This is a genomic window from Pseudomonas sp. GM102 (genome assembly GCF_000282555.1).
In the GTDB taxonomy this organism is placed as follows: Bacteria; Pseudomonadota; Gammaproteobacteria; order Pseudomonadales; family Pseudomonadaceae; genus Aquipseudomonas.
Genome location: NZ_AKJB01000099.1, coordinates 68,551 through 82,409 on the forward strand (window position 1 = coordinate 68,551; position 13,859 = coordinate 82,409).

A 13,859-nucleotide genomic window follows, 5' to 3' on the forward strand; every position below is an offset into this window, starting at 1 on the left:
TTACGTTGACCGAAAGCGATAAATAACCATGACTACAGGCAGTGCTCTGTACATCCCGCCTTATAAGGCAGACGACCAGGATGTGGTCGTCGAACTGAACAATCGTTTTGGCCCGGAGGCGTTCACCGCCCAGCCGACCCGCACCGGCATGCCGGTGCTTTGGGTTGCCCGCGCCAAACTCGTCGAAGTCCTGACCTTCCTGCGTAACCTGCCCAAGCCGTACGTCATGCTCTATGACCTGCACGGCGTGGACGAGCGTCTGCGCACCAAGCGTCAAGGGCTGCCAAGCGGCGCCGACTTCACTGTGTTCTATCACTTGATGTCGATCGAACGTAATAGTGACGTAATGATCAAGGTCGCCTTGTCCGAGAGCGACCTCAGCGTACCGACCGTTACCGGTCTCTGGCCGAACGCCAACTGGTACGAACGTGAAGTGTGGGACATGTACGGCATCAACTTTGCCGGTCACCCGCACCTGACCCGCATCATGATGCCGCCGACCTGGGAAGGTCACCCGTTGCGCAAGGACTTCCCGGCCCGTGCCACCGAGTTCGACCCGTTCAGCCTGACCCTCGCCAAGCAACAGCTTGAGGAAGAAGCCGCGCGCTTCAAGCCTGAAGACTGGGGCATGAAGCGTTCCGGTGCGAACGAGGACTACATGTTCCTCAACTTGGGTCCTAACCACCCTTCGGCGCACGGTGCGTTCCGCATCATTCTGCAGCTGGACGGTGAAGAGATCGTCGACTGCGTGCCGGACGTCGGTTACCACCACCGTGGTGCCGAGAAGATGGCCGAGCGTCAGTCCTGGCACAGCTTCATTCCGTACACCGACCGTATCGACTACCTCGGCGGCGTGATGAACAACCTGCCGTACGTGCTCTCGGTCGAGAAGCTGGCCGGCATCAAGGTGCCCGAGAAGGTCGACGTCATCCGCATCATGATGGCCGAGTTCTTCCGGATCACCAGCCACCTGCTGTTCCTGGGGACTTACATCCAGGACGTCGGCGCCATGACCCCGGTGTTCTTCACCTTCACCGACCGCCAGAAGGCGTACACGGTGATCGAAGCCATCACCGGTTTCCGTCTGCACCCGGCCTGGTACCGCATCGGTGGCGTCGCTCACGACTTGCCGCGCGGCTGGGAAAAACTGGTCAAGGATTTCGTCGAGTGGATGCCAAAGCGTCTGGACGAATACCAGAAAGCCGCACTGGACAACAGCATCCTGCGTGGCCGGACCATCGGCGTCGCCGCCTACAACACCAAGGAAGCCCTGGAATGGGGCGTCACCGGTGCCGGCCTGCGTTCCACCGGTTGCGATTTCGACCTGCGTAAGGCTCGCCCTTACTCCGGCTACGAAAACTTCGAATTCGAAATCCCGCTGGCGGCCAATGGCGATGCCTACGACCGTTGCATCGTTCGCGTCGAAGAAATGCGCCAGAGCATCAAGATCATCGAGCAGTGCATGCGCAACATGCCGGAAGGCCCGTACAAGGCGGATCACCCGCTGACCACGCCGCCACCCAAAGAGCGCACGCTGCAACACATCGAGACCCTGATCACGCACTTCCTGCAAGTTTCGTGGGGCCCGGTCATGCCGGCCAACGAATCCTTCCAGATGATCGAAGCGACCAAGGGCATCAACAGTTATTACCTGACGAGCGATGGCGGCACCATGAGCTACCGCACCCGGATTCGTACTCCAAGCTTCCCGCACCTGCAGCAGATCCCTTCGGTGATCAAAGGCAGCATGGTCGCGGACTTGATCGCGTACCTGGGTAGTATCGATTTCGTTATGGCCGACGTGGACCGTTAAGCATGAACAGCACGCTTATCCTGACAGACCGTTTCGCCCTGAGCGAAACCGAGCGCTCGGCCATCGAGCATGAGTTGCATCACTACGAAGACCCGCGCGCGGCGTCGATCGAAGCCCTGAAGATCGTCCAGAAGGAACGTGGCTGGGTGCCTGACGGCGCGCTCTACGCCATCGGCGAAATCCTCGGCATCCCGGCCAGCGACGTTGAAGGCGTGGCGACGTTCTATAGCCAGATCTTCCGTCAGCCTGTGGGCCGTCACATCATTCGCGTCTGCGACAGCATGGTCTGCTACATCGGCGGTCATGAGTCCGTAGTCAGCGAAATCCAGAGCAAGCTGGGCATCGGCCTGGGTCAGACCACCGCCGACGGTCGTTTCACCCTGCTGCCAGTCTGCTGCCTCGGCAACTGCGACAAGGCGCCGGCGTTGATGATCGACGACGACACGTTCGGTGATGTGCAGCCTGCCGGTGTCGCCAAATTGCTCGAGGGCTACGTATGACCCTGACTTCCTTCGGTCCAGCCAACCGCATCAAGCGTTCGGCCGAGACTCACCCGCTCACCTGGCGTCTGCGTGACGACGGCGAAGCCGTATGGCTCGACGAATACCAGGCCAAGAACGGTTACGCCGCTGCGCGCAAGGCCTTCGCCGACATGGCCCAGGACGACATCGTCCAGACCGTGAAAGACTCCGGCCTCAAGGGCCGCGGCGGTGCAGGCTTCCCCACGGGCGTGAAGTGGGGCCTGATGCCCAAGGACGAATCCATCAACATCCGCTACCTGCTGTGCAACGCGGATGAGATGGAGCCGAACACCTGGAAAGACCGCATGCTGATGGAGCAACTGCCCCATCTGCTGATCGAAGGCATGCTGATCAGTGCTCGCGCGCTGAAAACCTACCGTGGCTACATCTTCCTGCGTGGCGAATACACCACCGCCGCCAAGCACCTCAACCGTGCCGTGGAAGAAGCCAAGGCAGCAGGCCTGCTGGGTAAAAACATCCTGGGCAGCGGCTTCGATTTCGAGCTGTTCGTGCACACCGGTGCCGGGCGTTACATCTGCGGTGAAGAAACCGCACTGATCAACTCCCTCGAAGGCCGCCGCGCCAACCCGCGCTCCAAGCCGCCCTTCCCTGCCGCCGTCGGCGTGTGGGGCAAGCCGACTTGCGTGAACAACGTGGAAACCCTGTGCAACGTTCCGGCGATCATTGCCGACGGCGTTGACTGGTACAAATCGTTGGCCCGCGAAGGCAGCGAAGACATGGGCACCAAGCTCATGGGCTTCTCCGGCAAGGTCAAGAACCCTGGCCTGTGGGAATTGCCGTTCGGCGTCACCGGTCGCGAGTTGTTCGAAGATTACGCCGGCGGCATGCGCGACGGTTACAAGCTCAAGTGCTGGCAGCCAGGCGGCGCCGGTACCGGTTTCCTGTTGCCGGAGCACCTGGACGCACAAATGTATGCCGGCGGCATCGCCAAAGTGGGCACCCGTATGGGTACCGGCCTGGCCATGGCGGTGGACGACAGCGTCAACATGGTGTCGTTGCTGCGCAACATGGAAGAGTTCTTCTCCCGCGAATCCTGTGGCTTCTGCACCCCATGCCGTGACGGTCTGCCGTGGAGCGTCAAGCTGCTGCGCGCGATCGAGAACGGTGAAGGCCAAGCCGGCGATATCGAGACCCTGCTGGGTCTGGTCGGTTTCCTCGGCCCGGGCAAGACCTTCTGTGCTCACGCACCAGGTGCCGTGGAGCCGTTGGGCAGTGCCATCAAATACTTCCGTCCAGAGTTCGAAGCCGGCATCGCGCCTACCAGCGCCGTCGTCCCGCCTCTGGCAAAGCCGATCGTAGTCGGCGCGTAAACGCTTAAAAAAGCGAAGGGTCCGTGCCCTTCGCTTTGTCGTGTGATGACGCCGTAAACGGCTGTGTTGATTCACGCGAATAACAAGATTCCATTAGCCACGCCCGCTGACACCGGGCCAACGAAGAACTTTGAACCATGGCCACTATCCACGTAGACGGCAAAGAGCTCGAAGTCGATGGGGCAGACAACCTGTTACAGGCGTGTCTGTCGCTAGGCCTCGATATCCCTTATTTCTGCTGGCACCCAGCCCTTGGCAGCGTTGGCGCTTGCCGCCAGTGCGCGGTCAAGCAGTACACCGACGAGAACGACAAGCGTGGTCGGATCGTCATGTCCTGCATGACCCCCGCCACCGACGGCAGCTGGATCTCCATCGACGACGAAGAAGCGAAAGTGTTTCGCGCAAGCGTCGTTGAATGGTTGATGACCAACCACCCTCACGACTGCCCGGTCTGTGAGGAAGGCGGTCACTGCCACCTGCAAGACATGACGGTGATGACCGGCCACAACGAGCGCCGTTATCGCTTCACCAAGCGTACTCACCAGAACCAGCAACTGGGCCCGTTCATTTCCCACGAAATGAACCGCTGCATCGCCTGCTATCGCTGCGTGCGCTTCTATAAAGACTACGCTGGCGGCACCGACCTCGGCGTATTCGGCGCCCACGACAACGTTTACTTCGGTCGCGTTGAAGACGGCACCCTCGAAAGCGAGTTCTCCGGCAACCTCACCGAGGTCTGCCCGACTGGTGTGTTCACCGACAAGACTCACTCCGAGCGCTACAACCGTAAGTGGGACATGCAGTTCTCGCCGAGCATCTGCCATGGCTGCTCCAGCGGTTGCAACATTTCCCCGGGCGAGCGTTACGGCGAACTGCGTCGCATTGAAAACCGTTTCAACGGTTCGGTGAACCAGTACTTCCTGTGCGACCGTGGCCGTTTCGGCTATGGCTACGTCAACCGCGAAGACCGCCCGCGTCAGCCACTGCTGGCCAACGGCGCCAAGCTGAGCCTGGACGAAGCACTGGATAAAGCCGCTGACCTGCTGCGCGGTCGCAACATCGTCGGTATCGGTTCGCCGCGCGCCAGCCTCGAAAGCAACTACGCGTTGCTGGAACTGGTCGGCGCCGAGCACTTCTACTCCGGTATCGAAGCTGCTGAACTTGAGCGCATTCGTCTGGTTGTGCAGGTGCTCAAAGACAGCCCGCTGCCGATCCCGAACATGCGCGACATCGAAGATCACGATGCGATTTTCGTCCTCGGCGAAGACCTGACCCAGACCGCTGCGCGCATGGCCCTGGCCCTGCGTCAATCGGTCAAGGGCAAGGCCGAAGACATGGCCGACGCCATGCGCGTTCAGCCATGGCTCGATGCCGCAGTGAAGAACATCGGTCAGCACGCGCTGAACCCGCTGTTCATCGCCAGCCTGGCTGAAACCAAGCTCGACGACGTGGCTGAAGAATGCGTTCACGCCGCTCCAGACGACCTGGCCCGCATCGGTTTCGCCGTGGCTCACGCCCTCGATGCCAGCGCGCCGGCCGTTGAAGGCCTGGACGCTGAAGCCCTTGAACTGGCTCAGCGCATCGCCAACGCCTTGCTCGCTGCAAAGCGTCCGTTGATCATTGCCGGTACCTCGCTGGGTTCCAAGGCGTTGATCGAAGCCGCAGCGAACATCGCCAAGGCCCTGAAGCTGCGCGAGAAGAACGGTTCCATCAGCCTGATCGTGCCAGAGGCCAACAGCCTCGGCCTGGCCATGCTCGGTGGTGACTCGGTCGACGCAGCCCTGCAAGCGGTGATCGACGGCAAGGCCGACGCCATCGTCGTGCTGGAAAACGATCTGTACACCCGTACCGACAAAGCTCGTGTCGATGCTGCCCTGAACGCCGCGAAAGTGGTGATCGTGGCGGACCATCAGAAGACCGCCACCAGCGATCGCGCGCACCTGGTGCTGCCAGCGGCCAGCTTCGCTGAAGGCGACGGTACGCTGGTCAGCCAGGAAGGCCGCGCCCAGCGCTTCTTCCAGGTCTTCGACCCGACTTACCTCGACGCAAGCATTCTGGTTCACGAAGGCTGGCGCTGGCTGCATGCCCTGCGTTCGACCCTGTTGAACCAGCCGATCGACTGGACCCAACTGGACCACGTCACCGCTGCCGTTGCTGCGAGCAAACCGCAACTGGCGCGCATTGTCGATGCCGCACCGTCCGCCGCGTTCCGCATCAAGGGCCTGAAACTGGCGCGCGAACCGCTGCGTTACAGCGGCCGGACCGCCATGCGCGCCGACATCAGCGTGCACGAACCGCGTACTTCCCAGGACAACGACACCGCGTTCTCGTTCTCCATGGAAGGTTACTCGGGCTCGGTCGAACCGCGTCAACAAGTACCCTTCGCCTGGTCTCCGGGCTGGAACTCGCCGCAAGCCTGGAACAAGTTCCAGGACGAAGTCGGTGGTCACATCCGCGCTGGCGACCCGGGCACTCGCCTGATCGAAAGCACCGGTGATTCGCTGAACTGGTTCGCCAGTGTTCCGCGCGCGTTCAACCCGGCTCCGGGCACCTGGCAGGTCGTGCCGTTCTTCCACCTGTTCGGCAGCGAAGAGAACTCTTCCAAAGCCGCACCGGTTCAGGAACGCATCCCGGCCGCTTATGTGTCGCTGGCCAAGTCCGAAGCCGACCGCCTGGGTGTCAATGACGGTGCCCTGCTGAGCCTGAACGTAGCCGGCCAGACCTTGCGTCTGCCGCTGCGCATCAACGAAGAGCTGGGTGCCGGTCTGGTTGCATTGCCGGCCGGTATCGCCGGTATTCCGCCAGCGATCTTTGGCAAATCCGTTGACGGTCTGCAGGAGGCAGCGCTATGACCTTGTTCACTCCTGAAGTGATCGACGTAATCATCGCGGTCCTCAAGGCCATCGTGATCCTGCTCGCCGTGGTGGTATGCGGCGCGCTGCTGAGCTGGGTCGAGCGTCGTCTGCTCGCCCTCTGGCAGGACCGTTACGGTCCGAACCGCGTCGGCCCGTTCGGCGCGTTCCAGATCGCGGCCGACATGATCAAGATGTTCTTCAAGGAAGACTGGACCCCGCCGTTCGCCGACAAAGTGATCTTCACCTTGGCACCGGTCGTGGCCATGAGCGCCTTGCTGATTGCCTTCGCGATCATCCCGATCACCCCGACCTGGGGCGTGGCGGACATCAACATCGGCATCCTGTTCTTCTTTGCCATGGCCGGTCTGTCGGTCTACGCGGTGCTGTTCGCCGGCTGGTCGAGTAACAACAAGTTCGCCCTGTTGGGCAGCTTGCGGGCCTCGGCGCAAACCGTGTCGTACGAAGTGTTCATGGGCCTGTCGCTGATGGGCATCGTGATCCAGGTCGGATCGTTCAACATGCGCGACATCGTTGAATACCAGGCGCAGAACCTGTGGTTCGTCATTCCGCAGATCTTCGGTTTCCTGACCTTCTTCATCGCTGGCGTCGCCGTGACTCACCGTCACCCGTTCGACCAACCGGAAGCGGAACAGGAACTGGCCGACGGTTACCACATTGAATACGCCGGCATGAAATGGGGCATGTTCTTCGTCGGTGAGTACATCGGCATTGTGCTGATTTCGGCGCTGCTGGTGACCTTGTTCTTCGGTGGCTGGCACGGTCCGTTCGGCATTCTGCCGCAGATCCCGTTCATCTGGTTTGCACTGAAAACCGCGTTCTTCATCATGTTCTTCATCCTGTTGCGCGCCTCGATTCCGCGCCCACGGTATGACCAAGTGATGGATTTCAGCTGGAAGTTCTGCCTGCCGCTGACCCTCGTCAACATGCTGGTGACCGCTGCAGTCGTGTTGCTCAACACGCCCGCCGTCGCGGCTCAGTGAGGATAGAGAATCATGAAGTACATTTTTGACATCGTGCATGGCTTCTTCACCCAGCTTCGCAGCCTGGTGATGATCTTCGGCCACGCCTTCCGCAAGCGCGACACGCTGCAGTACCCGGAAGAAGCCGTGTACCTGCCGCCGCGCTTCCGTGGGCGTATCGTGCTGACCCGCGACCCCGACGGCGAAGAACGTTGTGTAGCCTGCAACCTGTGCGCCGTGGCGTGCCCGGTCGGTTGCATCTCGCTGCAGAAAGCTGAAACCGAAGACGGTCGCTGGTACCCGGACTTCTTCCGCATCAACTTCTCGCGCTGCATTTTCTGCGGCCTCTGCGAGGAAGCCTGCCCGACCACCGCGATCCAGTTGACACCGGATTTCGAAATGGCCGAGTTCAAACGTCAGGACCTGGTGTACGAGAAAGAAGATCTGCTGATCTCCGGCCCCGGCAAAAACCCTGATTACAACTTCTATCGTGTTGCAGGTATGGCGATTGCCGGTAAGCCAAAAGGCTCCGCGCAGAATGAAGCCCAGCCGATCAACGTGAAGAGCTTGCTGCCTTAAGGAAGAAAGATGGAATTCGCTTTCTATTTCGCATCGGGTATCGCTGTTGTGTCCACGCTTCGCGTGATTACCAACACCAACCCCGTGCACGCCCTGCTCTACCTGATCATTTCGCTGATCGCCGTGGCCATGACGTTCTTCGCCCTCGGCGCACCGTTTGCCGGTGTACTGGAAGTGATCGCCTACGCTGGCGCCATCATGGTGCTGTTCGTGTTCGTGGTGATGATGCTGAACCTGGGCCCGGCCTCGGTTCAGCAAGAGCGCGTCTGGCTCAAGCCCGGTATCTGGCTGGGCCCCGTCGCCCTCGGCACCCTGCTGCTGGTTGAACTGCTGTACGTGTTGTTCAGCGATGCCAGCGGTCAGGCCATCGGCCACACCACCGTAGACGCCAAGGCCGTGGGCATCAGCCTGTTCGGTCCGTATCTGCTGGTGGTCGAACTCGCCTCGATGCTGCTGCTCGCCGCAGCCGTCACGGCGTTCCACTTGGGCCGCAACGAAGCCAAGGAGCAATGACGATGCCTGCTATCCCTTTGGAGCATGGTCTGGCGGTCGCCGGCATCCTGTTCTGCCTCGGTCTGGTCGGCCTGATGGTCCGGCGCAACATTCTCTTCGTGCTGATGAGCCTGGAGGTCATGATGAATGCCTCCGCTTTGGCGTTCATCGTTGCCGGTAGCCGCTGGGGTCAACCGGATGGACAGATCATGTTCATCCTGGTGATCAGCCTGGCAGCCGCCGAGGCCAGTATTGGCCTCGCGATTCTGTTGCAGCTGTATCGCCGCTTCCACACTCTCGATATCGACGCTGCCAGCGAGATGCGCGGATGAACCTTCTCTATCTGACTTTCGTATTCCCTCTCATTGGTTTCCTGCTGCTGGCGTTCTCACGCGGTCGCCTCTCGGAAAACCTTTCGGCGCTGATTGGCGTCGGCTCCATTGGCCTGTCGGCAATCGTCACTGCTTACATAATCTGGCAGTTCAACGTTGCGCCACCTGAAGGCGGTCACTACACCCAGGTGTTGTGGCAGTGGATGGCGGTAGAAGGCTTTACGCCTAACTTCGCCCTGTACCTGGATGGTCTGTCCCTGACCATGCTGGGTGTGGTGGTCGGTGTGGGCTTCCTGATCCACCTGTTCGCGTCCTGGTACATGCGCGGTGAAGCCGGTTACTCGCGTTTCTTCGCCTACACCAACCTGTTTATCGCCAGCATGCTGTTCCTGGTCCTGGCCGATAACCTGCTGTTCGTGTACTTCGGCTGGGAAGGCGTGGGCCTGTGCTCGTACCTGTTGATCGGTTTCTACTACAGCAACCGCAACAACGGTAATGCGGCACTCAAAGCCTTCATCGTGACCCGCGTCGGCGACGTGTTCATGGCCATCGGCCTGTTCATCCTGTTCCAACAGTTGGGCACGCTGAACATCCAGGAACTGCTGGTCAAGGCGCCTGAGCACTTCAAGGCCGGCGACTTCTGGATCGTTCTGGCGACCCTGATGCTGCTGGGTGGCGCTGTCGGTAAATCCGCGCAACTGCCGCTGCAAACCTGGCTGGCGGATGCGATGGCCGGCCCGACTCCGGTTTCGGCACTGATCCACGCCGCGACCATGGTGACCGCCGGTGTCTACCTGATTGCCCGTACCCACGGCCTGTTCGCCCTGGCGCCGGACATTCTGCACCTGGTCGGTGTCGTGGGTGGCGTGACGCTGGTGCTGGCAGGTTTTGCCGCACTGGTGCAGACCGACATCAAACGTATCCTCGCCTACTCGACCATGAGCCAGATCGGCTACATGTTCCTAGCCCTGGGCGTAGGTGCGTGGGACGGCGCGATCTTCCACCTGATGACCCACGCCTTCTTCAAGGCGCTGCTGTTCCTTGCGTCCGGTTCGGTGATCGTTGCCTGCCACCACGAGCAGAACATCTTCAAGATGGGCGGTCTGTGGAAGAAACTGCCACTGGCCTATGCCAGCTTCATCGTCGGCGGCGCGGCCCTGGCGGCCTTGCCTCTGGTGACTGCGGGCTTCTACTCCAAGGATGAAATCCTTTGGGAAGCGTTCGCCAGCGGTAACCAGGGTCTGCTTTATGCCGGTCTGGTCGGTGCCTTCATGACCTCGCTGTACACCTTCCGCCTGATCTTCATCGCGTTCCACGGTGAAGCGAAGACCGAAGCGCACGCTGGTCACGGCATTGCTCACTGGCTGCCACTGTCGGTGCTGATCGTACTGTCGACGTTCGTCGGCGCGATGATCGTTCCACCGCTGCACGGTGTGCTGCCACAAAGCGTCGGCCATGCCGGCGGCGAAGCCAAGCACAGTCTGGAAATCGCCTCGGGTGCCATCGCCCTGGCCGGTATCCTGCTGGCCGCGCTGCTGTTCCTCGGCAAGCGCCGCTTCGTCACCGCCATCGCCAACAGCGGCGTCGGCCGCTTCCTTTCGGCCTGGTGGTTCGCTGCCTGGGGCTTCGACTGGATCTACGACAAACTGTTCGTCAAGCCTTACCTTGCGATCAGCCACATTCTGCGCAAAGACCCGCTCGACCAGACCATCGGTCTGATCCCGCGTATGGCCAAAGGCGGTCACACCGCCCTGAGCCGCACCGAGACCGGTCAACTGCGTTGGTATGCCGCCTCGATGGCTGCTGGTGCCGTGCTGGTAATCGGCGCCGTCGTGCTGGTAGCGGTCTGATATGAACCTTGCGAACTTGCGAAAGGAAACGAGCCCGTCATGATTCTGCCCTGGCTAATCCTGATCCCCTTCATCGGCGGCCTGCTGTGCTGGATGGGTGAGCGCTTCGGCGCCACCCTCCCCCGCTGGATTGCGCTGATCACCATGTCCCTGTTGCTCTCCCTTGGCCTCTGGCTGTGGGCCAACGGTGACTATTCATTTGCACCGGCGCCTGGCGCCGATCCGACCTGGGCGATTGAGTTCAAGCACGTCTGGATCCAGCGTTTCGGCATCAACGTGCACCTGGCCCTCGACGGCCTGTCGCTGTTGATGATCCTGCTGACCGGCCTGCTGGGTGTCCTCTCGGTACTCTGCTCGTGGAAAGAGATCCAGCGTCATGTGGGCTTCTTCCACCTGAACCTGATGTGGATCCTGGGCGGTGTCGTCGGCGTGTTCCTCGCCCTCGACCTGTTCATGTTCTTCTTCTTCTGGGAAATGATGCTGGTGCCGATGTACTTCCTCATCGCGCTCTGGGGTCACAGTTCTTCGGACGGCAAGAAAACCCGGATCTACGCGGCAACCAAGTTCTTCATCTTCACTCAGGCTTCCGGCCTGATCATGCTGGTGGCGATCCTGGGTCTGGTACTGGTCAACTTCAACGACACCGGCGTGATTACCTTCAACTACGCCGACCTGTTGAAGACCAAGATGTCGACGACCACCGAGTACATCCTGATGCTCGGTTTCTTCATCGCCTTCGCGGTCAAGCTGCCGGTCGTACCGTTCCACTCCTGGTTGCCTGACGCTCACGCCCAGGCGCCGACCGCAGGTTCCGTGGACCTGGCCGGTATCTTGTTGAAGACTGCGGCCTATGGCCTGCTGCGTTTCGCCCTGCCGCTGTTCCCGAATGCCTCGGCCGAGTTCGCGCCGTTCGCCATGACCCTGGGTCTGATCGGGATCTTCTACGGTGCGTTCCTGGCTTTCGCACAAACCGACATCAAGCGTCTGATCGCCTTCTCGTCCGTTTCCCACATGGGCTTCGTACTGATCGGCATCTACTCCGGTAGCCAACTGGCGCTGCAGGGCGCGGTGATGCAGATGCTGGCGCACGGTCTGTCGGCCGCGGCACTCTTTATCCTCTCCGGTCAGCTGTACGAGCGTACCCACACCCGCGATATGCGTGAGATGGGTGGCCTGTGGTCGAAGATTGCCTACCTGCCGGCTCTCAGCCTGTTCTTCGCCGCCGCGTCCCTGGGCTTGCCGGCGACCGGTAACTTTGTCGGTGAGTTCCTGATTCTGATCGGCACCTTCGCCAGCGCCCCATGGATCACTGTGATTGCGACGTCCGGCCTGGTGTTCGGTTCGGTCTACTCGCTGATCATGGTCCACCGTGCCTTCTTCGGCCCGTCGAAATCGGACGCGGTGCTGCATGGCATGGACGGTCGCGAACTGATCATGGTGGTTGGGCTTGCGGCGCTGCTGATCTACATCGGCGTGTACCCGCAACCGTTCCTCGATACCTCTGCCGCGACGATGCATGGCGTGCAGCAGTGGCTCGGCACCGCCTTCACTCAACTCGCTTCGGCCCGGTAAGAGCGCTATGGAATTCACGACTCAACACTTTATCGCGCTTGCGCCGTTGTTGATCACCAGCGCCACGATCATCGTGGTGATGCTGGCTATCGCATGGCGCCGCAACCACTCTCAGACCTTCCTGCTGTCGGTGGCAGGTCTGAACCTGGCGCTGCTGTCGATCCTGCCAGCTCTGAAAGTCGCGCCACTGGCCGTGACGCCATTGCTGCAGATCGACACCTTCGCTTGCCTGTACATGGCGCTGATTCTGGTCGCCACACTCGCTTGCGTGACCCTCGCCCACGCCTACCTGGGCGATGGCGGTTCGGGTTACCCGGGCAACCGTGAAGAACTTTACCTGCTGATCCTGATGTCCGCCGCCGGTGGCCTGGTGCTGGTCAGCGCGCAGCACCTGGCCGGGTTGTTCGTCGGTCTGGAACTGCTCTCGGTACCGGTCTACGGTCTGGTGGCGTATGCCTTCTTCAACAAGCGTTCGCTGGAAGCCGGTATCAAGTACATGGTGCTGTCGGCCGCCGGTTCCGCGTTCCTGTTGTTCGGCATGGCCCTGCTCTACGCCGACGCTGGCAGCCTGAGCTTCAACGGCATCGGTCAGGCCCTGGCGGCCACCGGTCTGCCAAGCTCTCTGGCTCAACTGGGCCTGGGCATGATGCTGATCGGCCTGGCGTTCAAGTTGTCGCTGGTACCGTTCCACCTCTGGACCCCGGACGTTTACGAAGGTGCTCCGGCACCGGTGGCAGCGTTCCTGGCCACCGCGTCAAAAGTCGCTGTGTTCGCGGTGATGGTGCGTCTGTTCCAGATCTCGCCAGCGGCGAGCAGCGGTGTGCTGAGCGACGTGCTGACCATCATCGCCATCGCGTCGATCCTGTTCGGTAACCTGCTGGCACTGACCCAGAGCAACCTCAAGCGTCTGCTGGGTTACTCGTCCATCGCCCACTTCGGCTACCTGCTGATCGCCCTGGTGGCGAGCAAAGGCCTGGCCGTGGAAGCCATCGGCGTGTACCTGGTCACCTACGTGATCACCAGCCTCGGCGCGTTCGGTGTGATCACCCTGATGTCCTCGCCGTACAACGGCCGTGACGCGGATGCCCTGTACGAATACCGCGGCCTGTTCTGGCGCCGTCCGTACCTGACCGCCGTCCTGACCGTGATGATGCTGTCCCTGGCCGGTATCCCGCTGACCGCGGGCTTCATCGGCAAGTTCTACATCATCGCCACCGGTGTCGAGTCGCACCAATGGTGGCTGGTCGGCTCCCTGGTATTGGGCAGCGCCATCGGCGTCTTCTACTACCTGCGTGTGATGGTCACCTTGTACCTGATGGAACCAAACCTGCGTCGCCACGATGCGCAACTGCACTGGGAACAACGTGCAGGCGGCGTGATGCTGCTGGCGATTGCCGTACTGGCGTTCTTCCTCGGCCTGTATCCACAGCCGCTGCTGAACCTGGTTCAACAGTCGGGGTTGGCGGGTTGATCGCTTAGGCGATACTCGGTAGAAAATAGAAACGGCACCTTCGCAGACCGTGTGAAAACGCAG

General features: G+C 61.0%; 11 protein-coding genes. All 11 read left to right on the forward strand.

Annotated elements, in window-relative coordinates; genetic code table 11:
• Positions 1-28 precede the first annotated feature (28 nt).
• The 11 genes from nuoC (at position 29) to nuoN (ending at position 13,796) form a co-directional block, all read left to right on the forward strand.
• Positions 29-1,813, forward strand: a complete 1,785-nt coding sequence (nuoC, locus tag PMI18_RS06400; RefSeq protein ID WP_007905056.1) for an NADH-quinone oxidoreductase subunit C/D — start codon at positions 29-31, stop codon at positions 1,811-1,813.
• Positions 1,814-1,815: 2 nt separating this feature from the next.
• Positions 1,816-2,313 carry an NADH-quinone oxidoreductase subunit NuoE gene (nuoE, locus tag PMI18_RS06395; protein WP_007905058.1) on the forward strand — a complete coding sequence of 166 codons (498 nt, stop codon included), beginning with the start codon at positions 1,816-1,818 and terminating at the stop codon, positions 2,311-2,313.
• Complete coding sequence (gene nuoF, locus PMI18_RS06390) at positions 2,310-3,665, forward strand: NADH-quinone oxidoreductase subunit NuoF (protein WP_007905061.1); 1,356 nt, start codon at positions 2,310-2,312, stop codon at positions 3,663-3,665. The genes nuoE and nuoF overlap by 4 nt, the downstream gene beginning before the upstream one ends.
• Positions 3,666-3,802: 137 nt before the next feature.
• Positions 3,803-6,517 carry an NADH-quinone oxidoreductase subunit NuoG gene (gene nuoG / locus PMI18_RS06385; RefSeq protein ID WP_007905063.1) on the forward strand — a complete coding sequence of 905 codons (2,715 nt, stop codon included), beginning with the start codon at positions 3,803-3,805 and terminating at the stop codon, positions 6,515-6,517.
• Positions 6,514-7,521, forward strand: a complete 1,008-nt coding sequence (gene nuoH / locus PMI18_RS06380; protein WP_007905066.1) for an NADH-quinone oxidoreductase subunit NuoH — start codon at positions 6,514-6,516, stop codon at positions 7,519-7,521. The genes nuoG and nuoH overlap by 4 nt, the downstream gene beginning before the upstream one ends.
• Positions 7,522-7,533: 12 nt before the next feature.
• Positions 7,534-8,079: an NADH-quinone oxidoreductase subunit NuoI gene (nuoI, locus tag PMI18_RS06375; protein ID WP_007905075.1), complete on the forward strand. Its 546-nt coding sequence runs from the start codon at positions 7,534-7,536 to the stop codon at positions 8,077-8,079.
• Positions 8,080-8,088: 9 nt separating this feature from the next.
• The gene (gene nuoJ, locus PMI18_RS06370; RefSeq protein ID WP_007905076.1) at positions 8,089-8,592 is read left to right on the forward strand and encodes an NADH-quinone oxidoreductase subunit J; all 504 of its coding nucleotides are present in this window, start codon (positions 8,089-8,091) and stop codon (positions 8,590-8,592) included.
• A gap of 2 nt (positions 8,593-8,594) precedes the next feature.
• Positions 8,595-8,903 carry an NADH-quinone oxidoreductase subunit NuoK gene (gene nuoK, locus PMI18_RS06365; RefSeq protein WP_007905077.1) on the forward strand — a complete coding sequence of 103 codons (309 nt, stop codon included), beginning with the start codon at positions 8,595-8,597 and terminating at the stop codon, positions 8,901-8,903.
• Positions 8,900-10,753, forward strand: a complete 1,854-nt coding sequence (gene nuoL, locus PMI18_RS06360; RefSeq protein ID WP_007905078.1) for an NADH-quinone oxidoreductase subunit L — start codon at positions 8,900-8,902, stop codon at positions 10,751-10,753. Before nuoK ends, nuoL begins: the two co-directional genes overlap by 4 nt.
• Positions 10,754-10,792: 39 nt before the next feature.
• A complete protein-coding gene (nuoM, locus tag PMI18_RS06355) occupies positions 10,793-12,325 on the forward strand; it encodes an NADH-quinone oxidoreductase subunit M (RefSeq protein WP_007905080.1) in 1,533 nt (510 codons plus the stop codon).
• Positions 12,326-12,332: 7 nt separating this feature from the next.
• Positions 12,333-13,796, forward strand: a complete 1,464-nt coding sequence (gene nuoN / locus PMI18_RS06350) for an NADH-quinone oxidoreductase subunit NuoN (protein ID WP_007905081.1) — start codon at positions 12,333-12,335, stop codon at positions 13,794-13,796.
• The last annotated feature ends 63 nt before the right edge of the window (positions 13,797-13,859 follow it).